Genomic DNA, 23260 nt, shown 5'->3' with positions numbered 1-23260 from the left:
AGATCGGGCGGGGCAGTTTAAATCAAACTGTTCCGTTTTATCTCGCTAAAAATAAGGCGAAGAAAATATTAATCGCCAGCCTTCACCATAAAGAAAGTGGTGTCAAAAAGAACTGAGAGTCGTCTCAATAGTGCGGAGTTTTTATTTTTGCACGCGCGTTTATAACTGGACGAATATACAGTTGCCCCCTGTATAAAAATATACAGGGGGCACTCATTGCATCGCAATCATTTAGGTGTTTCTTCCGATTCCGGTAGCGTCACGTTAAGTTCAAGTACCGAAATATCGTCCCCTTTCTGCTCGAATTGCACGTGCAGCATTTCGGGGTCGATCTGAATGTATTTACAAATTACCGCTAGAATATCGCGCTTTAAATCAGGCAGATAGTGGGGTTCGCTGTCCCCACGACGACGTTCTGCGACGATAATCTGTAGCCGTTCCTTGGCTACACTGGCTGTCGATTTTTTGCGGGACAGAAAGAAGTCTAACAGAGCCATGGTTTATCCCCCAAAAAGGCGTTTCAGGAAGCCCTTTTTCTCTTCTTCGATGAAGCGGAACGGGCGTTCTTCCCCTAACAGGCGGTGAACGGTATCGTCATAGGCCTTACCGGCATCGGACTCACTATCAAGAATAACAGGTTCACCCTGGTTAGAGGCACGTAATACCGACTGATCTTCCGGGATCACGCCAAGCAGCGGGATACGCAGGATTTCCAGCACGTCTTCCATGCTCAACATGTCGCCACGGCTGACGCGGCCTGGGTTGTAACGGGTTAGCAGCAGATGTTCCTTGATCGGGGATTCCCCTCTCTCGGCACGGCGCGATTTGGAAGCCAGAATGCCCAGGATACGGTCGGAGTCACGTACTGAAGACACTTCCGGGTTGGTGGTGATGATGGCTTCATCGGCAAAGTACAGCGCCATCAAGGCACCGGATTCGATCCCTGCAGGTGAGTCGCAAACCACAAATTCGAAGGCCATCTCGTCGAGATCGCTGAGTATTTTTTCCACGCCTTCACGGGTCAGGGCGTCTTTGTCACGGGTTTGCGAAGCGGGCAGAATGTAGAGGTTGTCGGTGCGCTTGTCTTTGATTAACGCCTGGTTCAGCGTGGCGTCACCTTGGATAACGTTCACGAAATCGTAAACGACCCGGCGTTCACATCCCATGATGAGGTCAAGATTACGCAGACCGATATCAAAGTCGATCACCACGGTTTTCTTGCCTTTCTGGGCCAAGCCGGTCGCAATGGCCGCACTTGATGTGGTCTTGCCAACGCCCCCTTTACCCGATGTAACAACAATAATGCGTGCCATGAAATGGATTCCTTGTCAAAAGGGCTTAATTTAAAGGTTGTATGGTTAAAGCATTATCCAACAGGCTGAGCCTTGCTGCCTGCCCGAGGTACTCGGACGGGATCTGATCGCTCAACCAATACTGCCCTGCGATAGAGACTAGCTCAGCACCCAGGTGCGTGCAAAAAATCTGACACTGGGTATCGCCAGAGGCGCCAGCCAGTGCGCGGCCACGCATGCTACCGTAAATATGAATATTGCCGTCGGCAATCAGTTCTGCACCGGCGCTGACGCTGCTGGTGACGATCAAATCGCTGTTACGGGCGTAAATCTGTTGGCCTGAACGGACTGGAGTACTGATGATGCGCGTTTTGGCTGGGGCATTATCAGGGACCGGCGCAATCACCGGAGCCTGCGGGGCCGCCTTCTGGCCTTTGCCTTCATTGAGCAGTGGCAAACCGGCGCGGGCGATGGACCGCTTCTGCCGCTCATCTTTGCAACCGCTGATGCCGACCACGCGCAGCCCAGCCGCAGTGACCGCCCGTTGAATTTCTTTCCAGTCTGCGTCGCCGTTAAGCGTAGCAACATTAATAACAACAGGGGCATTTTTGAGAAAAGCGGGCGCTTGTTCCACCTTTTCTTGCAGTGCCTGGCGTATTACCTCGGGTTCGCAATTATGTAAATGAACCACCGATAGGGTAAAACTGCTGCCTTTTAGCTCAATTGGCGATTGTGACATCTATCCTGACTCAGTCTCAGCAACTTAAATCCCCGGAATACCACTCGGGGTGCGATATTCCGAAGTACTATAAGCATGTTATAGTCAGAGTTATATCCAGGCAAGACGCTGCCTCAATTAAATAGAGTTTTAAAAATGTTTTGTGTCATCTATAGAAGCGCCAAGCGCGATCAGACTTATCTTTATGTCGAAAAAAAAGACGATTTCTCTCGGGTGCCGGAAGATCTGATGAAAAGTTTTGGCACGCCGCAGTATGCCATGATGCTGTCGCTTGACGGGCGTAAGAAATTGGCTTCAGCGGATATCGAGAAGGTGAAAGAAGCCCTAAAGCAGGAAGGGTTTTATCTGCAGTTCCCACCGCCGGTGGAAAACCTATTAAACCTTCATTTGTCTGACGCCAACAAATAACCGGGCGTCGATTTTCAACCCTGTGTTAACGCCAGCTTTTAAGCACCATCTGCATCTGGCGGCAGGTCGTCACGGGTAGGGAAAATCATGAAGAAGATGTCGATGATGCTAACGCTGCTCCTTTTGGCTGGCTGCGTTAAACAGGTGGGGGCGGCTCCTGCGTCTGCACCTGTTGCACCGCCTGCCGGGAGTACGCTGGCCGAAACCGGGCGTGATCCCGCGGAGTTCCCGGCCTATGTGGAACAACTGAAGCGGCGGGCCATCAAGCAGGGTATCCCTGCGGCTACCGTTGAGGCTGCCTTTGCCAACGCGCATTTTGTCGATAGGGTGATTAATGCCGATCGCAATCAGTTGGAAAAGAAAATCACGCTGGATGATTACCTCAGCCGGGTGCTGCCTGCTTGGAAAATCCAGCGGGGCCGCGAGATGCTCCAGCAATATCAGCCACGGTTGGCGCGAGTGACTGCGCGCTATGGCGTCCCGGAGCAATATATTGTCGCGCTATGGGGTATGGAAAGCGCCTTTGGCAAGATACAGGGTAAGGAAGACGTTGTTTCTGCCCTGGCGACGCTGGCGTTTGAAGGCCGGCGCGAAGCGTTCTTTACCAAACAGCTGATGGCGGCCTTAAAGATTATTGACCAGGGCCACGTTGATGCGGGCAACCTGAAGGGATCCTGGGCGGGAGCGATGGGGCAGAGCCAGTTTATGCCAACCTCGTTTTTGACCTATGCCGCAGATGGGGATGGCGACGGTAAAATCGATATCTGGAATAATCTCGACGATGTGTTTGCCTCTACCGCCAACTACCTGGCTACCGAAGGCTGGCAACCTGGGGTTGGTTGGGGTCGTGAAGTCAAACTGCCCGCGCAATTCAACGCTGAACAACTAGGGTTGAAAGACTCCCAGGGGCATAGCGAAGAGAAGTGGGCGGCCAAAGGGGTGGTGTTAGCAGAGGGTTCACCCTTGCCAGTCTCTGGCCTGCGTAGTTGGGTGATCGCTCCAGATGATATGCAAGGACGCGCATTCTTGGTTTATGATAACTTCCGTACTCTCATGCATTGGAATCGTTCGTATTATTTCGCGATCAGCGTGGGAATGATGGCCGACGGTATCGGTCAATAGGTCGGTAACTACCCGGTGCCTGGAATGGCACCCCGTATGTATCATGGGCTGAGGTTATCTGGCCCCTACACTGTGGTTGGAGAGGCGGTATGTATCAACATAGAGACTGGCAAGGAGCGTTGCTTGATTTCCCGGTAAGCAAAGTGGTTTGCGTGGGCAGCAACTACAGCGATCATATCAAGGAGATGGGGAGTGCAACTCCGCCTGAGCCGGTGTTGTTTATCAAACCTGAAACGGCATTGTGTGATATTCGTCAACCGGTAGCAATCCCCAAGGGGCTGGGGTCGATTCATCATGAAGTCGAGTTGGCGGTGTTGATTGGTACCCCGTTGAAGCAGGCTAATGAAGATCGCGTGGCCCGTGCCATTGCGGGCTATGGCGTGGCGCTGGACTTGACCTTGCGCGATCTGCAGGCCGGGTTCAAGAAGGCGGGTCAACCTTGGGAAAAAGCCAAGGCATTTGATGGCTCCTGCCCGATCTCCGGTTTTATTCCGGTGGCTGAATTTGGCGATCCGCAAAATGCCGAGTTGTCTTTGTCGATCAATGACGAACTGCGTCAGCAGGGCAATACCCGCGATATGATCAATCCCATTTTGCCGCTGATCGCCTATATGAGCCGTTTCTTCACGCTGCGTGCGGGCGACATCATTCTGACCGGGACTCCTCAAGGGGTCGGGCCAATGGTTTCTGGCGATATGCTGAAAATCTCGCTTAACGGTAAGACCCTCAGCACCCGAGTGATTTAATCCCGCTTTATTTTTCTGCCTGCCGGGCCTTCCGGGTGTTGCAGGCAGAAACCTCTTTGGTCACTTACACTGTTATTATCCACGTTGGATGTCATTGCGGCAGGCAGGGGCAGCCGGGGAAACGTTTCCTTTTGCGCTGAGTGTCTATATAGTGTGCCCCCTTGAACCTGCTTGCAGGTGGTTTGTTCATTTACCTATTTTCGGAAGTCGATATGTCACAACTCCCTTTTTGGCAACAGAAGACGCTGGACGAAATGTCTGAGGCAGAGTGGGAATCGCTGTGCGACGGATGTGGGCAATGCTGTCTGAACAAGCTGATCGATGAAGATACCGATGAGATTTACTTCACCAACGTGGCCTGCGATCAGCTCAATATCAAATCCTGCCAGTGCCGCAACTACGAGCGCCGCTTTGAGCTGGAAGAAGACTGCATCAAGCTGACGCGCGAAAACCTCACCACGTTCGACTGGCTACCGCCAACCTGCGCCTATCGCCTGATCGGCGAAGGTAAACCCTTGTTCGACTGGCACCCGTTGGTCAGCGGATCAAAAGCGGCAATGCACGGTGAGCGTATTACCGTACGTCATATCGCGGTGCGTGAAAGCGAAGTCGTGGATTGGCAGGACCATATCCTCAACAAACCTAGCTGGGCCAGGTAAGTGGCTGCTATAACCAGAAACTGTGGCCAAATAATTACGCTTGTCACCGCAACACCGTAAGCTAAGTCAGGAGGGAGCCATGCAGGTTAGCCGACCGTTGAGCGCATGGACGCGCGATACGAGCCTCCAGGGATGGATTCACGGCGTGTCGGCGTTCTGCATGGCTCCCTCCTGTAGCACTATTACGTACAGCTACGTATTACTAGCGCTTTTTAGAACGTAGTCTGCGGCCTTATCGCACCACCAGGACCGAGGTTTTGGCATATCTGACGACCGATGACGCCGTTGTGCCAAGCAAGAAGGTAGTGATACTAGGCCTTCGCGAACCGACAACGATCAAATCGGCGTTGATCTCATCGGCAAAATTCAAAATCCGATCCCGTGGCGCGCCGATCTCTACCGAACAGTGCACTCGGCCTTCCGGAATATCAAAAGCAGTAACGGCTTTCTTTAACTCCGCCAGTGCAATCTGTATCCGCTCATCATCGCTGGGCAGCAACCGCTCGGGGTGCGATAGCCCATATTCATAATAAGAGAGCATAGGGGAGAGGACGGCGAAAAAATGGATATGCGGGTAATCGATGTTTGCCAGTGAATTAATCGTGGGAATGACTTTCTGTGTTAACTCGATTTCAGCCAAATCAATGGGCGCTAATATAGTCTTGTACATACAACCTCCATAATGAGTAGGTGATGTGCATACTACTGCGTGATTAATATACCAAATTTGCTGCCCAAATGGGGTGACACAGATCGAAGTTATGGCCGATCCAGCGAATAACCCGCGGATCGGCTGAAAAGACAGGCTTTCTATATCAATGGCTTGTGTAACAACGCTTGCAAGACGTTCAGCGGCGCATGCTGCGGGGTTTTCATGGCGCTCACCGGTAAAATAAAGGTCTGTTCCAGCATATACTGCCCGGCCATGGCGGCATGGGGAGTTTGATCGGAAAAACAGATCCAGCTGCTTCCTGGGGGGAATTCAACCGCCTGCTGGGGGCCGCTTTCCTGATAGTCTTTATCTGCCTTCATCGCATCATGCATTTGCAGCATCAGATGATCGTAGTGACTACGGCGCGTTTTGGTAATACCCACTTTATCCTGCAACCAACTGGCAAAGGGCGAATAACGCTTCAGGCGTGGCAGAAAACGTTGCGCCAGCTCAGGGAACGGCTCCCCGACGCGCCACTGGCGGCTTTCACCATGAGGGTTGATATTGGTGAAGATGCGTAAAATACGATTGCCATAATTGGGGCGCGAAGGGAACGCATCGACATGCAGGCGGCGGTCGTCCTTGCGCCATGAAGTCGAGGCTGTCCATGCAGAGATCGGGTGCAGACGCAGGCTATTGGTGGGCATTTGCACTGCGTGCCGATATTCGGGCAGGACGGAATTGATCAAATGCTGGCAGGCTTGATAGTGCCGAGCCATTAATTTATGTACCGCTTCGCGTTTGGCCTCAAGGGCAACCCCTGTCAGCTTTTGCTGTTCAGGCTGATAGCTAATATTCTTGCGTTTGGGATCGACCAACTCTGGAGTGAGTAAGGTTTTTTCCGCGTCGGTCAGATTAAAGGCCAGATGAGGGAAATAGAGTACCTTGCCGCTTTCCAACTCGGCTACGGCATCCAAAGTAGCAGAATAGGTGGCATTCCAGTCTAAATAGGGCAGCGTCGTGATGGCCGATTGCGGATTGATTTTATTTTCTAACATAGTGATCCCTTGCTCAAAATACTCTGTCTATCTTTTTGGCTGCGACTGTTCAGTGTTTGAGCGCCTGCTGCCCTGGTAGACGTAGGCGTTTTATCATGTAGAGCATAGCCGAAATCGTGTGCTAACCGGGCGGTCAGGTTAAACAAAAGTTAAACGAGAGAGGAAATAAATCAGGGTGGATGAGGGGAGTGGCTTATATATGTCATCATTTTATTAGTACCCGCCCTAAAGTATTAATACGGTGAATGAAAAACGGCCAATCAGTGATTAAGTGTAGCCAATATATCTGTGCTTGAAAGGGATGAATTACTAAAGGTTGGACGGTATATCAGCGGGGAATCGCAACAAAACTTAATGTTATGTAAATTACGACGTAATCGCCTGGTGTACGCTTCTTTTTAAACAAAATCTTAGGTAGCTTGTCGGCACCTCCGCCTATGATGAGAATGTGATGATGAAGATGGTACGCCTGTTTGCCGTGGCCGGAGTACTGATCGTGCTCGTGTATTACTTTACCCATACTTGATGTTGCTTACCCACCACACACGATGCCATTGATTATCCAAACGGCCGCAGCATGCAGCGGCCCTACTCGGTAAGCCTGGTGATAGGGTGTCATTAGCAACAAAAAACGGCGCCCTTAGGCGCCGTTTTTGCGATGTTCTAGCGTTAGCGGCCAAACAGATCGCGTTTACGTTGGCGGACAAATTGGCTGAGCAGAACCACAATCCCGATCAGCAAATAGGCAGCAAAAATCCCCACCAACCATTGTGGCATTTCCAACGACAGGAACTGCCACTGACGCACCGAGCAGTCACCGGACGCGTGGAACACCGCTGGCGCCCATTTGTCTAGTGGCAGCCAGGAAGGGAAGCTGACAAAGAAATCACAGGTATTAAACGGCGATGGATGCAGTTGGATCATAGTGTGTTTCCAGGCTAACTGCAGGCCTTCCCAGGCGCTGTATATCCACAACAGGATCGCCACATAGCGTAGCGGCGACTTCGGTGCCAATGCACCAAGCAGCGACGCTCCCAAAATCCCGAATAGCGCGACGCGTTCGTAGATACACATTACGCAAGGCTGTAACAGCATCACGTGCTGAAAATAGAGGGCGGCCAACTCCAGTACCAATGCAGTCAGAGCCAACAACAGCCAAGCACCGCGCCCCTGCGAGCAGCGGTTAAAGAATTGCAACATATCTATATTCTTCCATGCAGTAAGCAATTGAACCGGCAGTGTAAACCAATTCATCCCCGCTGCCAGCTATCTAACGACGATTCAGTGAAAAATATCGTCGTTTGCGGGGACGGTTATGGCGGCTAATGTGCAGCGATTGGGGCCGTTGCGTCAAGCGGTAGCGGCATTAGCCATTGCCATTGGGTAAACAGGTCCGTTACCGGTGCCAGAGTATGCTGCACACACAGCAGGCCAACCAGAGTCAGCACCACCGTGTAAGGCAATGCCATCCAGACCATGCGGCCATAAGACAGACGTACCAACGGTGCCAGAGCAGAGGTCAGCAGGAACAGGAAAGCAGCCTGCCCGTTGGGCGTAGCTACCGAAGGCAGATTGGTGCCGGTATTAATCGCTACCGCCAACAGTTCGAACTGTTGCAGAGAAATTGCTCCTTCCGCCAATGCTGCCTGAGCTTCGTTAATGTAAACCGTACCGACAAAAACGTTATCAGAAACGGAAGAGAGCAGACCGTTGAACAGATAAAACAGGGAAAGCTGTGAGCTCGGCGGTGCCTGTAGAACATAGTGGATCACTGGAGTAAACAGCTGCTGTTCAATGATCACTGCCACAACGGTGAAGAACACCGTCAGCAGCGCGGTAAAGGGCAGGGCTTCCTGGAAAGCCTTGCCGATCGCATGCTCATCGGTTACGCCGCACAGTGAGGTCGCCAAAATGATCACCGAGAGGCCAATCAGCCCCACTTCCGCCAGGTGGAAGGCCAAGGCAATCACCAACCAGAGGCCGATTAACGCCTGTATCACCAACTTCATTTTTTCCTGGCGGCTACGCTTGGCCGTTGCCTGGCGATCGAACTCTTTCAGTACGCTACGCACCTGATCCGGCAGTTTGGTGCCGTAGCCAAAAACTGCAAAACGTTCAACCAGCAGGCAAACCAACAGACCGCAAATAAACACCGGCAGCGTGACGGGGGTCATACGCAGGAAAAATTCGCCAAAGCCCCACCCGGCGCTTTTGGCGATGATCAGGTTCTGCGGCTCGCCCACCATGGTCATCACGCCCCCGAGAGCGGTGCCCACGCCGGCATGCATCAGCAGGCTGCGCAGAAAGCCACGGAACTGTTCCAGCGTCTGTTTATGGTCGGCATCTTCCAGGCGGCTATCGTCACTAATATCGGTCTTCTGATTGGAGGCGACGTTATGGTAGATAGAATAAAAACCTGTGCCGACGCTAATCACCACCGCTACCACGGTCAGGGCATCCAGGAAGGCAGAAAGCAGTGCCGCGGCAACGCAGAAGGACAGCGATAGCAGCATCTTTGAGCGGATGTTCAGGAGCAGTTTGGTAAATACAAACAGCAGCAACTGCTTCATAAAGTAGATGCCTGCCACCATAAACACCAGCAGCAATAACACCTCAAGATTACTGGCAATTTCCGCGCTGACGTGTGCGGGGCTGGTCATGCCGATCAACACTGCCTCAATGGCCAGTAGTCCACCGGGCTGTAACGGGTAGCATTTCAGCGCCATAGCCAGCGTAAAGATGAACTCGATAACCAGTAACCAGCCCGCCACGAAAGGGCTGACCAGGAAAAACACCAAGGGATTGATCACCAGAAAACTGATGATGGCCAGTTTGTACCAATCGGGGGACGCCCCGAGAAAGTTCTTTACCAATGCCGAGCGTATTGTCATATCCATGCTTGTTTTTGCGAAACCTCAAAGTGAGTTGGCTCGTCATACCCTAACAACGGCAGTGGGCCTGATGCAAATAAGGAAGTCCTAATAGACTGAAATTTCGGCGAAGTGGTTTTTTTCATCTTTTTGCCAGCTTATGCACACTTTCGTTTAATGTTTTTGGCTCGCGCTATGTGATGCCCCGGCGATCTGGTATGATCTGCCGATTACAATTACTGATTATCGTCGTTACGGAACATCAAACACATGGTTATAAAGGCGCAGAGTCCTGCCGGTTTCGCGGAAGAGTATATTATTGAAAGTATTTGGAATAACCGCTTCCCTCCCGGCTCTATTTTGCCCGCGGAACGTGAGCTTTCAGAACTGATTGGCGTCACGCGCACCACATTACGTGAGGTTCTGCAGCGACTGGCCCGTGATGGCTGGTTGACTATTCAGCACGGCAAACCGACCAAAGTGAACAATTTTTGGGAAACTTCCGGCCTTAATATTCTGGAAACCCTGGCCCGGCTCGATCACAACAGCGTACCGCAGCTGATCGATAATCTGCTGTCGGTGCGGACCAATATTGCCTCGATCTTTATCCGTGCGGCGGTGCGTAACCACCCGGAGCAGGCGCAGGAAGTGTTGGCGAAAGCGGCGCTGGTTGACGATCAGGCGGATGCTTTCAACCAGCTCGACTATGAAATTTTCCGTGGCTTGGCCTTTGCCTCGGGCAACCCGATTTACGGCCTGATACTCAATGGTTTGAAAGGGCTGTATACCCGCGTTGGCCGTTATTACTTCTCCAACCCGGAAGCGCGCAAACTCGCACTGACCTTCTACAACAAGTTGTCGAGCCTGTGTCATGAGAAGATGTACGATCAGGTGATGGATTGCGTGCGTAATTACGGTAAAGAGAGCGGGGCTATTTGGCAGAGTATGCAGGGCACTATGCCAAGCGATCTGACCGAAGCGCGTCGTTAATTCGCGTCATACCCGTAATCAGTTAGTTGAAGGGGCGCTGCATGCGCCCCTTTGTCATATTGCAGCCTTATAACGCGTTGGGTCTTGGTGGGCAGCGGTCCAGCAACTCAACGCTGCCATCTTCGTTTTGCTGCTCCAGAATAATGTCGAATCCCCACAGACGATGCAGATGCTTCATCACCTCACGGCGGCTTTTATCCAATGGCGCCCGGTCCTGCGGAATATAGCGCAGCGTTAATGAACGGTCGCCACGCAGATCCACATTCCAGACCTGAATATTGGGCTCGTGGTTACTCAGGTTGTACTGAGCCGACAGCTCCTGGCGTATCGCGCGGTAGCCCGCTTCGTTATGGATCGCTGAAATCTCCAGGTAATTATTGCGATCGTCATCCAGCACGGTAAACAAGCGGAAATCACGCATCACCTTCGGTGACAGGAACTGGCTGATAAAGCTCTCATCCTTGAAGTCACGCATGGCGAAGTGCAGGGTATCCAACCAGTCTTTGCCGGCGAAATCCGGGAACCAGTAGCGATCTTCCTCGGTCGGCGACTGGCAGATCCGTTTGATGTCCTGGAACATGGCAAAGCCAAGCGCGTACGGGTTGATGCCGCTGTAGTATTGGCTGTTGTAAGGTGGCTGGTAGACCACATTGGTATGGCTGTGCAAGAACTCGAGCATAAAGCGATCCGTCACGCGCCCTTCGTCGTACAGGTGGTTAAGGATGCTGTAGTGCCAGAAGGTGGCCCAGCCCTCGTTCATCACCTGCGTCTGTTTTTGCGGGTAGAAATACTGGCTTACCTTACGCACGATGCGCAGCACTTCACGCTGCCAGGATTCCAGCAACGGGGCGTTTTTCTCCATAAAGTAGAGAATGTTTTCCTGCGGCTCCCGCGGAAAACGCACGGCCTGTTCCGGCAGGGCTTCGCGATCGACTCGCGGCAAGGTTTTCCACAGCGAGTTGACCTGGCTTTGCAGATACTCCTCACGACTCTTTTGGCGGGCTTTTTCTTCCACCAGCGAGATTTTTTGTGGCCGTTTGTAGCGATCGACCCCGTAATTCATCAGCGCATGGCAGGAGTCCAACAGCTTTTCTACCTCTTCCACGCCATAGCGTTCCTCACACTCGCTGATGTAATGGCGGGCAAACAGCAGATAATCGACAATCGAACTGGCGTCGGTCCAACTGCGGAATAGATAGTTATTTTTGAAAAACGAGTTGTGCCCATAGCAGGCATGAGCCATAACCAGTGCCTGCATGGTGATGGTGTTTTCTTCCATCAGATAGGCAATACACGGGTTGGAGTTGATCACGATCTCATAGGCCAACCCCTGCTGGCCATGCTTATAGCGCTGCTCGGTTTCGATGAACTTTTTACCGAATGACCAGTGGGTATAGTTGATCGGCATCCCGACGCTGGAATAGGCATCCATCATCTGCTCGGAGGTAATGACCTCGATCTGATGCGGATAGGTGTCGAGCCGGTAATGTTTGGCAACCCGGTCGATCTGTTCCAGATACACCTGCAACAGGTCGAATGTCCAGTCCGGTCCATCGCTCAGACGTTTATCTTCCTTAACCTTTTTCTGTGTCGAAGTAGTCATCAGCGCACCCTCGTTATGAACGGCGTCGGCTCTTTTGGCAGACCCTTTAACAATGATAGTCCAAGTCGTAATAAATCGTTTGAAATCATCCGTGCTGAGTACTGATAACCACTTGCGGTTGCTACGCGTAAACCAGCTTTGCGGCCTGTGGTGGCACTCAACCAGGCATTCGAACCGCGAGGCAGAGGAAACTGATGCCCAATGGTGATGGTTGGAATTATTAACCTGTAATATTTAATTAAACAGGTTTATGTTCCAAATTGGGTTGGTTGTCATTCCCGGTGCCACTGGCGATTTTCGCTGATGTGTTTGGGGGCCGAATAGCCTGTTTTATCGGCAAAATGCGCTTTAACAGTATCTTATCGTTATTTTATGTCCGCTATTGCCAAAGACGGGCGCATCAACGATAAAATAATTGTGAATATTGTCACGATTAATAAACGATTTGTTGAGTAGTTTTTTCCACTGAGTTAATTTCCTGTTATTGGTAGATTGTGCTTTATCGATCCTTGGGCTGGAGTCAGCGATGAGAGTGGTTATTTTAGGTAGCGGAGTGGTAGGGGTTGCCAGTGCCTGGTACTTGGCAAAAGCGGGTCATGAGGTGACGGTGATCGATCGTCAACCCGGGCCAGCCTTGGAAACCAGTGCGGCCAATGCCGGGCAAATATCTCCGGGTTACGCCGCACCTTGGGCAGCTCCTGGGGTACCGTTGAAGGCGATTAAATGGATGTTCCAGCGTCACGCGCCGTTGGCAGTCCGCCTCGACGGCAGCAGTTTCCAACTGCGCTGGATGTGGCAGATGCTGAAAAACTGCGATACTGCCCACTATATGACTAACAAAGGCCGTATGGTACGTCTGGCGGAATACAGCCGTGACTGCATTAAAGCCCTGCGCCAGGAAACCGGCATCCAGTACGAAGGCCGTCAAGGCGGCACGCTGCAACTGTTCCGCACCCAGCAGCAGTTTGACAGCGCTGCCAAGGACATTGCCGTGCTGGAGGATGCCGGGGTGCCTTACAAACTGCTGGAGGCCAGCCAGTTGGCGACGGTCGAACCGGCGTTGTCGCAGGTTGCTCACAAGCTTACCGGCGGATTACAGCTGCCGAATGATGAAACCGGGGACTGCCAACTGTTCACCCAGCAGTTGGCCAAGCTGGCGCAGCAGGCCGGAGTCAACTTCCTGTTTAACCGCAACGTTGAACGCTTGCTGGTGGAAGGAGATAAAATTACCGGCGTGCAGTGTGATGGTGAAATCATGACTGCCGATAGCTATGTTGTGGCGTTCGGTGCCTATTCTACCGCACTACTGCGCGATCTGGTGTCCATTCCGGTTTATCCGTTGAAAGGTTACTCATTAACCATCCCGATAACCGATGAAGCGGCAGCGCCGTTCTCTACCGTGCTGGACGAAACCTATAAAATTGCCATTACTCGCTTCGATAAGCGCATCCGCGTGGGCGGTATGGCGGAGATTGTTGGCTTCAATACCCAGTTGGAGCAGAAGCGGCGTGAAACGCTGGAAATGGTGGTACGCGATCTGTACCCGAACGGTGGGCGAGTTGAAGAGGCCACATTCTGGACGGGGCTGCGCCCGATGACGCCAGATGGCACGCCGATTGTGGGGCGCACCTCGCTGAAAAATCTCTATTTAAATACCGGCCATGGCACCTTGGGTTGGACGATGGCCTGCGGCTCCGGCCAGTTGCTTGCCGACTTGATCTCTGGGGTTACCCCGGCCATTGCTTCAGACGATCTGGCGGTGGCGCGTTACCGCGCAGACTTTCGGCAGGGGCCTGTTGTTCCATTGAATGACGTGCACCCGGCACGCTGAAACCCAATCTGATAGGAGAGCCCATGCCTCGCCCGATTACCGCTACGCTGCATTTGGCCGCGTTGACCAATAACCTGCAGGTAGTTCGTCGTTTTGCACCCTCGGCTAAAATCTGGGCCGTGGTTAAGGCCAACGCTTATGGCCATGGTTTGCAGCACGTCTGGCGCAGCCTGGCCGAGAATAGCGATGGTTTTGCCTTGCTCGATCTGAACGAGGCAGTGTTACTACGCGAATCTGGCTGGCAGGGGCCGATTCTGTTGCTGGAGGGCTTTTTCCAGCCCTCAGACCTTATGCTGATCGATCGTTACCGGTTAACCACGGCGGTGAACAGCGACTGGCAACTACAGGCGATTGCCGAAGCGCGTTTACAGGCCCCTTTGGATGTTTATCTCAAGTTGAACAGTGGGATGAACCGCCTAGGGTTTGCCCCGGAGCGGTTGCACAGTGCTTGGTTAACTGCAAAGGAGTTGCACAATATTGGTTCGATAACGCTAATGAGCCACTTTGCCACCGCCGACGGTCCTGAAGGCGTAACGGAACAGATGGCCGTAATTGACCGCGCCACTGCTGCGATTGATCTGCCGCGTTGTCTGGCCAACTCGGCGGCCACCTTGTGGCACCCGCAGACGCAGGCGGAATGGGTGAGGCCGGGGGTTATACTTTATGGCGCATCACCCAGCGGCCACTGGCAGGACATCGCCGATACCGGTTTGCAACCGGCGATGACGCTGAGCAGCAAAATCATTGGCATCCAACAGTTGCAAGCGGGAGATCGGGTGGGGTATGGCTGGCGTTATGCCGCTGGTGGGGCGCAGCGTATCGGCGTCGTGGCCTGTGGTTATGCGGACGGCTACCCTCGCCATGCGCCCACCGGCACTCCGGTCTGGGTGGACGGTGTTCTGACGCATACGGTAGGTTCGGTTTCCATGGATATGATGACGGTGGATCTGACACCGTGCCCGCATGCAACCATTGGTACTGATGTCGAACTGTGGGGGAGGAAACTGCCGGTCGATGATGTGGCTGCCGCAGCCGGAACCTTGGGTTACGAGCTGCTGACAGCCTTGGCGGCACGGGTGCCTATTGTTATTGAGAAATAAGCTCAGCCGATTTTTTTCAACTGCCCTTTGATTTGCTTGCTGCGCTGCCGTGCGTGTAGCGCCAGCAGGCAACCTACCAACATCACCAACGCCAGCGACAGTTTCGGCTGCAGCGGCAACGCCATCGCGATCAGGCCCAGCGCGGCCCCTCCGGCCATCTGAATAAAACCTACCAGTGCTGAAGCCACGCCCGCTTCGTTAGAGTAAGGCTCCAACGCATAGCTGGTTGACGGCCCCATGACAAAAGCCAATCCGGCACAGGCGCAGGCCACGGGCAGGATATAAGCCAACCAATGGCTTTGTGCAGCTTCACCCAGTAGTGCCACCCCCAACACTAAAGCGAGACAGCCTAACCCCATCAGTATGCCGCCGGTCGCCAGGCAGAAAGGGCGGCCAATCTTGTGAATGATGCGGTTGGCGACAAAGCTGACCAGCATGATCCAGAAACCGTTGGCACCAAATACCAAAGAGAACTGCAGCGGTGATAGCCCGGCGGTGCCCATCAGCACGTTAGGTGCCAATGAAACATAAGTTAGCGCCATCCCCATCGCCCCGGCGTTGACCACTGCAAAGGAGATAAAACGGCGATCGCCAAGAATGCGCAGATACTGGCGTACCGGCAGCCCTTTGACGGCAACGGTAGTAGCGGGGCGGGTTTCCGGCAGGAAGAAGATGACCAGCAATAATACCACCGCGGCATAACCGACCAGGAACCAGAATGGGGCGCGCCAGCCGAAGGCTTCTGCCAACAAACCACCGAGCAGCGGGGCCAGTGCAGGAATGATATTCAGCGTGCCGTTGAGAAAACCGAAAGCGCGTGCGGCGTCATCGCCATTCATCCGATCGCGCACGCCACTGAATGCTACAACGGCGGTACAGCAAACGGCCACGCCTTGCATCAGGCGTGAAGCGACAAAGATATCTGCCGTTGTCGCCAGCGCAGCCATGGCTGCGCCCACCATATAAATCAGGATCCCGGCGATAGCCACAGGCTTACGACCGTAATTATCCACCAGCGGACCGGCGATCACCTGGCCAAGACCCAACACCAGAATAAACAGCGAAATGGTGGATTGGATCAAGGCTTCGCTGCTGTTAAGGCCCAGGGCAATGGCAGGAATGGTGGGCAGATAGAGATCGATTCCCAGAGGGCCGAGCAACACCAGGCTAAGCAGGAGAAAGAGAAATTTTTGCATAACAAAAATGGCACATCCGAATGACAAAGAGAACTAGAGTAGAGATCCCAACCGCAAATGGGAAGCGATAACGTATTGATGACAGACAGGAAACCGTTTGCGCTTGATTTGACCTGGCGCGATCATTTTGCCGCGGGCTGGCGGTAATAAAGCGCTGAAATGGTATCTGCAACGTAGCGCGCCTGGTGTTTGGCATCATCCAGCGCCCGGTGTGGTGTGCCTTCAAACGGACGCTGTTTCTTGGGGTTGAAACCATGCAACTCTGCCAGCGTAATGATAGTGCGGGCGTCTTGGGTATCCCAGAACTTCCAGGGGCAGGGCATTGCCAACTGGTGGTAGGCATGTTCCAGGATCGAGCAGTCAAACTCTTTGCCATTGCCCCAGACTTTCACCGTATCGGTGCTGTGCATATGAATAAAACGGCTCAGGTTGGTCAAGACCCGCTTGAGACTTTCGCTGCCCCCGAAGGCCAGTTTACGAGCTTCGTCTGACTGTTTTGCCCACCAGGCCACGGTATCCAGGTTGATTGTCCGACCCGGTTGTTCCTGCTGGCTGTTCACTGCCGCTTCAAATTCTGCTCCTAACTCACCGGTCTTGGGGTTAAAAAACACCCCGGCAACCACCAGGATCACCGCGCTCGGGGTAATATCCAGCGTTTCAATATCTAGCATCAAATGGTTCATGGGGTCTCCAGGCTGAACAAGTTCGTGATGGTACTGCATACAGTCTGGCAGAATATCCAGTGACTTTGAAATAGGCGAAAACGGTCTGATCACGGTATGATGACTTTAGTCATGTTGCAGAGTTGGTAGCTAGCGTTGAGAACACTTATTTTTATTCTATGTATGATCGGCTATCTGCTGGTATTAGGCTATTTTGGCGTTTACGTTACCGATAAAATCTGCGAAAACGCGCAAAACTTAAGTAAACTCTGCCGCATGGTGGATATCTCTGAACCTCACATCCCACCGTCATCCGTCACCCCAGATAGTCGCGGGTGACTAATAGCGTCAATATCGCCGTTATCCCGATTAACACGGCCCATTGGCGCCATCCAAAGCGCGCCAACCATTCCTGTTGCACCTGGTTAGCGTTGAATTGCCTAACGGTTAGGGTACCAGCCAGTAACATTGTCATGACGACCCAAACCAGGCTCAGGCTGGCGGCGGAGAACTCAGTGTGCAAGATATTGGCGTAATACAGGCGCATGGACATAAAGTAAATCAGCAATACCCAACTGAACCCTCTTCGTTTCTTCAGGATCTGGCTGAGCACAAAAGCGATAAACAGGCTATGAGCCATGGAGATTAACGGTGATTCAAAGGGGTGGCGAACGCAAGTGTTGTATACCGCCAGATAGAGATTAAAGACCAGTAACGCATACACTGTATAAACATACCAGCCATAGACCACTTTCAGTCTTCTGGAGGGGGCTGAGATGGGATTTGCTGTTTGAGTCATGCACTCTCCTTGAGTTATCCAGATTTATAGCATTTAAAAGCTAAATGAAAACTAAACGGCTCAGGAGCATAACCTGCTGAGAAAAAGGTTTTTATCAATATGACGTACCAATCATAAGGCAATAAACCCGCCTGAAACGCCCAGCACCAGAGTGTCTTGCAACTTGAATTCATTGATGGTAAAGATAATAATTATCATTGTTATTAGTATTTGTTATCTAACAACATCTGAGCACCGTGACTTCTGTTCGCCAAACTGGCCAGCGTTGCCAGCGCGGTTCGTTTTCGGTGCAATTTCAATAGATCCCATGGGGAATACAGGTATGCCTGCGTTTTTTCCTGCCAGTCGTTCTTATCTTTACTGCTCGTTAGCGATTTTCCTGCCACTGACCTCATTTGCTGAAGATACCCTCGTGGTAACGGCAAAACCCGCCGATACGGCGGAAACGGCAACGCATGGCTATGAGGCCAGCACCAGCCAGGGGGCCACTAAAACGGATCGGCCCCTGATACTCACTGCGCAATCCGTCTCCGTAGTAACACGCCAACAGATGAGCGACCAAGGGGCTTTGACGGTTAACGATGCGCTGAAATATACCCCAGGCGTATTCACTAACTTCTCTGGTGGCGCGACGCGTTACGATACTATCGCTCTGCGCGGTTTCCACGGTGGCGACGTCAATAACACCTTCCTGAACGGCCTACGACTGCTTAGCGACGGCGGCAGTTATAACGCTTTGCAGGTCGACCCTTGGTTCCTGGAACGTATTGACGTGATTAAGGGCCCGTCCTCCGTGATGTATGGGCAAAGCATCCCTGGTGGGTTGGTGGCGATGACCAGCAAACGGCCGCAGTTTGCCAGTGAAAACCACCTCAATGTGATGGCGGGTAACAACAATACCAAAGGCGGTGCATTTGATTCGACGGGGGCACTGAGCGATCGGTGGGCATACCGTTTGACCGGCATTACCCGCACCAGTGACACCATGTATGACTATCAGCGTGAAGAGCGCTATGCGATTTCGCCTTCGTTGCTGTGGCAACCGGATGAAAATACCTCATTATTGTTGCAGGCCAATCTGCAAAAAGATCCTTCCGGTGGCTACCACAGCGCGGTACCGTCAGACGGCAGCATATATACCACCAGTGGGGACAAGCTGGGCCGGGGATTTTTTGACGGGGAAAGCAGCCGCAATGTGTTTAAACGTTGGCAGCAAATCTACAGTTATGACTTCTCGCATAGTTTTAACGACGTCTGGTCATTCCGTCAAAACGCCAGCTACACCCACTCCAACGTTGAGCTGGAGCAGGTTTACCAGATTGGCTGGAACGCCGACCGCAGCGAGTTGAACCGTTGGTACAGCGGCTCCAATACGTCGTTGGATGCTTATGCCGTGGATAACCAACTGGCGGCGGAGTTCGCGACGGGTGCGTTGGAACACAAGGTGATGCTGGGGCTGGATTATCAACGTTTTACCAATAACCAGTGGGAAGAGTCTGGTTCGGCCACGCCGTTGAACCCGTTCACCGGCGTTTCCGGCGGGCCAGATATCACTATTCTCAGCCATACCGATTCTAAACGGCGTTATGAGCAGACCGGCGTCTATCTGCAGGACGAAGTCAGCCTCTATAACTGGTATCTCAATCTTTCCGGGCGCGTTGACCGTTTGGAAACCAAGAATACCGTGCTGAATACCGATTCTACCGATGCCCGTACTGACGACCACTTTACGGGCCGAGCCTCTTTGCTGTACCACTTTGACAGCGGTTTCTCGCCGTATATGAGTTACAGCTCCGCGGTGACACCAGCGGTCCTGGCCGATAAAGAGGGGCATCTGCTCAAACCGACCACCAGCGAGCAATATGAGGCCGGGCTGAAGTATCAGCCTCCTGGTAGCAGCTCGATCTACAGCATTGCCCTCTACGATCTGACGCAGAATGACGTAGCCAACCGCGTGGTGAAGGACAGCTACTATGTGCCTGCCGGTAAGGTACATTCGCAAGGGATTGAACTGGAGGCCCGTAGTCAGGTGAGCGAGCGCCTGAATATCATTGCCGGTTACAGCTACAACAAAGTGAAATTCAAAGACGCCGTTGACGGTAACGATGGCAATACGCCATACCTGGCGCCTAATCAGATGGCTTCTTTATGGGGGCAGTACAAGGCTGGGCTGGGTATCAATCTGGGGGCTGGCGTGCGTTATATTGGCAAACAGTGGGCGGATAATGAGAATACTCTGCGTATTCCTTCGGTCACGCTGCTGGATGCTTCGGTGCGCATGGATCTGGACAGCGTAAAACCGTCGTTGAAAGGGGCTTACGTGCAGCTGAACGCCAATAACCTGACGGACAGGGAATATGTTGCTGGTTGCTATGGTACTGGCTACTGCTATTGGGGAGCGGGGCGTTCAGTTATCGCTACCGTGGGGTATGACTTTTAACGGTTAAACCGTACTCATCCCGCTGAACGTGAGCGGGATGAGGCGCTAAAACAGCGAAAACAACAGCACCACGGGCAGGCTGAGTGGCCAGGTCAGGCCGATAATCAGCGCACTGAGCAGGCGGATGGGGAGGGTATCGCGGCTGACCAGAAAAGTGACAATCATCGAAACCAACAGGCCAATAAAATAAACGTATTGCGTGACTTCCCACAGCGATAACATGAAAACCATCCCGGTAATTTTTTCCGCTCATTTTAGGCGGCTCCCCGCAAGTAATCAATGTGTTAATGCGGTGTAAAAGGGTGGAGGGAGTGTCTTGTCGCACGGCTGAAAGAGCGCCTTATCGAAATTAATTATAAATAGCCCTTGCTAATAACTCTGGGTTATGAGTAAATAGCGTCATCGGTTTGAAGTACAGACCTTATGAAAGCAGTTTTAGTAAAGTAGTTCTCAGTATTAGCGATATCCGACAGATACCTCTTCTTCCGCGAATTTCCTTCTAGTGCCCCCATAAGTTTCCACTGAATTGCAGACCTCATTCGCCATTATGGCGGCCTAAAAAAACAATGAAGGAAGTATCTATGTCTAATAAAATGACTGGTTTAGTAAAATGGTTTGACGCTGGTAAAGGTTTTGGTTTCATTTCTCCTGCTGATGGCAGCAAAGACGTGTTCGTACACTTCTCTGCAATCCAGGGTAATGATTACAAGACGCTTGATGAAGGCCAGCAGGTTGAATTCAGCATCGAAAATGGTGCCAAAGGCCCATCAGCAGTCAACGTTACAGCAATGTAATGTGACTCGGTAGTGTGGTTGAAACTTGCAATAGCGATGATGGTGTAGACCGGAGCAGACAAGCGATATCGACACTACCACATCAATCCCGGCCTGGTGCCGGGATTGAATATATCCTCCTAGCCATGAGGGTAGACAGAAAAGCCAATTTCACCAAAGTTTGCTTTTCTGTTGTGAAAAAGCCGTGCTTAGGCTGTGCAATGCTGGAGTGTTCGATGGACGCTTGCGCCGCATCATGACAGCCGGGAAAGCGACCGGCACTACTTTTAACCCTGGCGTTTACGCCGGGGTTTTTTACATCCAGTTTCCCCGCTCGAAAAATATTTTCAGATTACTGCATCCAATATTCTCGTTCACTACGTATATGGCTATGTGAGGACATCTTCCCACATCACTCTTCGAGGATATGACCATGAAAAAGCTTCTTTGTACTGCCCTGTGTTCATCACTGTTGTTCAGTAGCGTCTCAATGGCTGCCATGATGTCCGATACGGTAATGGTAGGTGGTGCCGCCATGTACCCCAGCAAAAATATTGTCGAGAATGCCCTCAACTCCAAAGATCACACCACGCTGGTTGCTGCGGTGAAGGCGGCTGGCCTGGTTGACACTCTGCAAGGCGCAGGTCCGTTTACGGTGTTTGCTCCGACTAATGAAGCCTTTGCCAAACTGCCTGCCGGGACGGTCGATACCTTGCTCAAACCTGAGAATAAGGCGGCGCTGACCGGCGTGTTGACCTACCATGTGGTTGCCGGCCGCTATGATATGAAACAGCTGGAGAAGAAAATCAAGGAAGGGCACGGCACGGCCGAGCTGAAAACGGTCAATGGCCAACCGCTGTGGATTATGAATAATGGCCCCCACAATATTCAGCTCAAAGATGGCCAAGGTCATATTGCCAACATCAGCACCTATGATGTCTATCAGAAAAATGGCGTGATCAACGTTATCGATAGCGTTCTGTTGCCAAAATAAATCCCGTCTATACTAGGTGCAGGCTGCCAAAAGGCTGCCCGCACCTTGATAGGACAGGACATGACCAAAGCACTTCCCGAACAGCATGTCGAATTGATGCAGGCCGTTGCGCTTGGCGACCGCAACGCATTTGAACAACTTTATCGGCAGACCTCGCCGCGCTTGTTTGCCGTTGCTCTGCGTTTACTGCGCCGTCAATCCTGGGCCGAAGAGGTGCTGCACGAAAGCTTTATCAGCGTGTGGAATCGCGCTGCCAGCTATGACCCCAATCTCAGTTCCCCCTTGACCTGGCTGACGCACATTGTGCGCAACAAGGCTATTGATTGGTTGCGCAGTGCTGGAGGCCGGGCGGGGCAAACGGAAGAGGAGTGGCTGGATGACCTGGGGGCGGGCACGGAAGAACCCGCTAGTCAGTTGCTGCTGGGTGAGGAGGCTGGAAAGCTGGCCGAGTGCCTGAATCATCTGAACGTTGAACAACGTCAGAGCATTGTGTTGGCTTACTACCAAGGCATGTCTCATGGCGAGGTTTCGGCACATCTGCAACAACCGCTTGGCACGATCAAAAGCTGGATCCGCCGGGCACTGGATCATTTGAAAAACTGTGTGGGCCTATGAAAAGCAAAGGTGAGTATGACTCGGCGTTAGCCGCAGAATATGCCTTGGGCACGTTGCGCGGGCCTGCGCGGTTGAACTTTGAACAGCGTATCCAGCGGGAGCCGACGCTGGCCGCCTTGGTGGCACGTTGGCAAACGCTGCTGGCTCCGTTGGATCTGGCATTGACCCCAGTATTGCCACCGGAACGCGTGTGGAAAAAGATCAAACTTGGTTTGCCCATTGAGGTCGTGCAACGACGTAAACGCTGGGACTACCTTGGCTGGGCGCTGGCTGCCGGTTTGGCCGCGTTGTTGCTGGTGCCGCGTTTTATCACTCAGCCGCAGGATTTTGCTCCGGCAGTGGTGCTCAATGCGGGTCAGCAGGGCAGTGGGCAATGGATTGTCAGCATGGACAGTGGCAAACGCCATCTGAGACTGACCCCGCTTAACCCGAAAACGTTAGCCGTAGCCAATAGCCTGCAACTGTGGGCAATCTCGCCGGGTGAAAAGCCGCGTTCCTTAGGGTTGGTTGCTGCAGAGAAGCCGACCGAGCTGGCCTTGAACTCGATGACGCTGGCGCAAGGCATGACCATTGCCATCAGCCTGGAGCCAGCGGGTGGCTCACCTACAGGGCTTCCAACCGGTCCGGTACTGTACAGCGGCCAGTTAACTTCACTGTGATCTGATTGATATTCTTGCCGATGGTTTTTCGCTGAAGGCGACGATAATCCCA

24 protein-coding genes are annotated in these 23260 nt (G+C 52.6%); 12 read left to right on the top strand and 12 right to left on the bottom strand.

Annotation, left to right across the window (positions count from 1 at the left end):
• Nucleotides 1–227 precede the first annotated feature (227 nt).
• From minE to minC, 3 genes are read right to left on the bottom strand one after another with little or no spacing between them, the layout of a single operon-like run.
• Nucleotides 228–497, bottom strand: a complete 270-nt coding sequence (gene minE / locus KGP26_RS15810; protein ID WP_021181173.1) for a cell division topological specificity factor MinE — start codon at nucleotides 495–497, stop codon at nucleotides 228–230.
• A gap of 3 nt (nucleotides 498–500) precedes the next feature.
• A complete protein-coding gene (gene minD / locus KGP26_RS15805) occupies nucleotides 501–1313 on the bottom strand; it encodes a septum site-determining protein MinD (RefSeq protein ID WP_021806640.1) in 813 nt (270 codons plus the stop codon).
• A 25-nt stretch (nucleotides 1314–1338) separates the two neighbouring features.
• A complete protein-coding gene (gene minC, locus KGP26_RS15800) occupies nucleotides 1339–2031 on the bottom strand; it encodes a septum site-determining protein MinC (RefSeq protein WP_021806639.1) in 693 nt (230 codons plus the stop codon).
• A gap of 135 nt (nucleotides 2032–2166) precedes the next feature.
• On the opposite strand from minC, the gene KGP26_RS15795 reads away from it, so the two are divergent.
• The 4 genes from KGP26_RS15795 (at nucleotide 2167) to KGP26_RS15780 (ending at nucleotide 4966) form a co-directional block, all read left to right on the top strand.
• A complete protein-coding gene (locus KGP26_RS15795; protein ID WP_021806638.1) occupies nucleotides 2167–2439 on the top strand; it encodes a YcgL domain-containing protein in 273 nt (90 codons plus the stop codon).
• Nucleotides 2440–2526: 87 nt separating this feature from the next.
• Entirely contained in the window at nucleotides 2527–3561 is a 1035-nt protein-coding gene (locus KGP26_RS15790; RefSeq protein WP_371824919.1) for a lytic transglycosylase domain-containing protein, read from the top strand.
• Between the two features lie 89 nt (nucleotides 3562–3650).
• Entirely contained in the window at nucleotides 3651–4307 is a 657-nt protein-coding gene (locus KGP26_RS15785; RefSeq protein WP_021181178.1) for a fumarylacetoacetate hydrolase family protein, read from the top strand.
• Nucleotides 4308–4519: 212 nt separating this feature from the next.
• Complete coding sequence (locus tag KGP26_RS15780; protein WP_021181179.1) at nucleotides 4520–4966, top strand: YcgN family cysteine cluster protein; 447 nt, start codon at nucleotides 4520–4522, stop codon at nucleotides 4964–4966.
• A 232-nt stretch (nucleotides 4967–5198) separates the two neighbouring features.
• Here KGP26_RS15780 and KGP26_RS15775 read toward each other — a convergent pair whose 3' ends face one another.
• From KGP26_RS15775 to nhaB, 4 genes are all read right to left on the bottom strand, one after another.
• The gene (locus KGP26_RS15775) at nucleotides 5199–5636 is read right to left on the bottom strand and encodes a universal stress protein (RefSeq protein WP_094981347.1); all 438 of its coding nucleotides are present in this window, start codon (nucleotides 5634–5636) and stop codon (nucleotides 5199–5201) included.
• Nucleotides 5637–5776: 140 nt separating this feature from the next.
• Complete coding sequence (locus tag KGP26_RS15770; RefSeq protein ID WP_021806635.1) at nucleotides 5777–6676, bottom strand: Kdo hydroxylase family protein; 900 nt, start codon at nucleotides 6674–6676, stop codon at nucleotides 5777–5779.
• A gap of 669 nt (nucleotides 6677–7345) precedes the next feature.
• A complete protein-coding gene (gene dsbB, locus KGP26_RS15765) occupies nucleotides 7346–7876 on the bottom strand; it encodes a disulfide bond formation protein DsbB (protein ID WP_021181182.1) in 531 nt (176 codons plus the stop codon).
• A 122-nt stretch (nucleotides 7877–7998) separates the two neighbouring features.
• Nucleotides 7999–9573: a sodium/proton antiporter NhaB gene (gene nhaB / locus KGP26_RS15760; protein WP_223664269.1), complete on the bottom strand. Its 1575-nt coding sequence runs from the start codon at nucleotides 9571–9573 to the stop codon at nucleotides 7999–8001.
• 243 nt (nucleotides 9574–9816) lie between these two features.
• On the opposite strand from nhaB, the gene fadR reads away from it, so the two are divergent.
• Nucleotides 9817–10536, top strand: a complete 720-nt coding sequence (gene fadR / locus KGP26_RS15755; RefSeq protein ID WP_021181184.1) for a fatty acid metabolism transcriptional regulator FadR — start codon at nucleotides 9817–9819, stop codon at nucleotides 10534–10536.
• Between the two features lie 67 nt (nucleotides 10537–10603).
• Here fadR and KGP26_RS15750 read toward each other — a convergent pair whose 3' ends face one another.
• Entirely contained in the window at nucleotides 10604–12139 is a 1536-nt protein-coding gene (locus KGP26_RS15750; RefSeq protein WP_021806633.1) for a SpoVR family protein, read from the bottom strand.
• Between the two features lie 526 nt (nucleotides 12140–12665).
• On the opposite strand from KGP26_RS15750, the gene KGP26_RS15745 reads away from it, so the two are divergent.
• Both KGP26_RS15745 and dadX read left to right on the top strand, forming a co-directional pair.
• Nucleotides 12666–13970, top strand: a complete 1305-nt coding sequence (locus KGP26_RS15745) for a D-amino acid dehydrogenase (protein ID WP_021806631.1) — start codon at nucleotides 12666–12668, stop codon at nucleotides 13968–13970.
• 23 nt (nucleotides 13971–13993) lie between these two features.
• On the top strand, nucleotides 13994–15070 hold the full coding sequence (gene dadX / locus KGP26_RS15740; RefSeq protein WP_223664267.1) for a catabolic alanine racemase DadX: 1077 nt from the start codon (nucleotides 13994–13996) through the stop codon (nucleotides 15068–15070).
• Between the two features lie 2 nt (nucleotides 15071–15072).
• On the opposite strand, the gene KGP26_RS15735 is transcribed toward dadX, so the two are convergent.
• The 3 genes from KGP26_RS15735 to KGP26_RS15725 form a co-directional block, all read right to left on the bottom strand.
• Entirely contained in the window at nucleotides 15073–16266 is a 1194-nt protein-coding gene (locus KGP26_RS15735) for a multidrug effflux MFS transporter (RefSeq protein ID WP_021806629.1), read from the bottom strand.
• 122 nt (nucleotides 16267–16388) lie between these two features.
• Nucleotides 16389–16949: a 3'-5' exonuclease gene (locus KGP26_RS15730; protein WP_223664265.1), complete on the bottom strand. Its 561-nt coding sequence runs from the start codon at nucleotides 16947–16949 to the stop codon at nucleotides 16389–16391.
• A gap of 295 nt (nucleotides 16950–17244) precedes the next feature.
• Complete coding sequence (locus KGP26_RS15725; protein WP_223664263.1) at nucleotides 17245–17727, bottom strand: hypothetical protein; 483 nt, start codon at nucleotides 17725–17727, stop codon at nucleotides 17245–17247.
• A 322-nt stretch (nucleotides 17728–18049) separates the two neighbouring features.
• Between KGP26_RS15725 and KGP26_RS15720 the strand changes: the two genes are divergently transcribed.
• Nucleotides 18050–20167 carry a TonB-dependent siderophore receptor gene (locus KGP26_RS15720; RefSeq protein WP_223664262.1) on the top strand — a complete coding sequence of 706 codons (2118 nt, stop codon included), beginning with the start codon at nucleotides 18050–18052 and terminating at the stop codon, nucleotides 20165–20167.
• 45 nt (nucleotides 20168–20212) lie between these two features.
• Here the strand turns inward: KGP26_RS15720 and KGP26_RS15715 are convergent, their stop codons facing one another.
• On the bottom strand, nucleotides 20213–20389 hold the full coding sequence (locus tag KGP26_RS15715) for a GhoT/OrtT family toxin (protein WP_021181193.1): 177 nt from the start codon (nucleotides 20387–20389) through the stop codon (nucleotides 20213–20215).
• 359 nt (nucleotides 20390–20748) lie between these two features.
• Here KGP26_RS15715 and cspA point away from each other — a divergent pair, with 359 nt between their 5' ends.
• The 4 genes from cspA (at nucleotide 20749) to KGP26_RS15695 (ending at nucleotide 23208) form a co-directional block, all read left to right on the top strand.
• Nucleotides 20749–20961 carry an RNA chaperone/antiterminator CspA gene (gene cspA / locus KGP26_RS15710; protein WP_024485401.1) on the top strand — a complete coding sequence of 71 codons (213 nt, stop codon included), beginning with the start codon at nucleotides 20749–20751 and terminating at the stop codon, nucleotides 20959–20961.
• A gap of 412 nt (nucleotides 20962–21373) precedes the next feature.
• Complete coding sequence (locus KGP26_RS15705; protein WP_021181194.1) at nucleotides 21374–21934, top strand: fasciclin domain-containing protein; 561 nt, start codon at nucleotides 21374–21376, stop codon at nucleotides 21932–21934.
• A gap of 60 nt (nucleotides 21935–21994) precedes the next feature.
• The gene (locus KGP26_RS15700; protein ID WP_021806624.1) at nucleotides 21995–22549 is read left to right on the top strand and encodes a sigma-70 family RNA polymerase sigma factor; all 555 of its coding nucleotides are present in this window, start codon (nucleotides 21995–21997) and stop codon (nucleotides 22547–22549) included.
• Entirely contained in the window at nucleotides 22546–23208 is a 663-nt protein-coding gene (locus tag KGP26_RS15695) for an anti-sigma factor domain-containing protein (RefSeq protein WP_223664261.1), read from the top strand. The genes KGP26_RS15700 and KGP26_RS15695 overlap by 4 nt, the downstream gene beginning before the upstream one ends.
• The last annotated feature ends 52 nt before the right edge of the window (nucleotides 23209–23260 follow it).

Source organism: Serratia sp. JSRIV002, assembly GCF_019968725.1.
Classification (GTDB): Bacteria; Pseudomonadota; Gammaproteobacteria; order Enterobacterales; family Enterobacteriaceae; genus Chania; species Chania fonticola_B.
The sequence above is the reverse complement of the archived record's forward strand: the minus strand, read 5'-3'. Positions and strand labels throughout refer to the sequence as shown.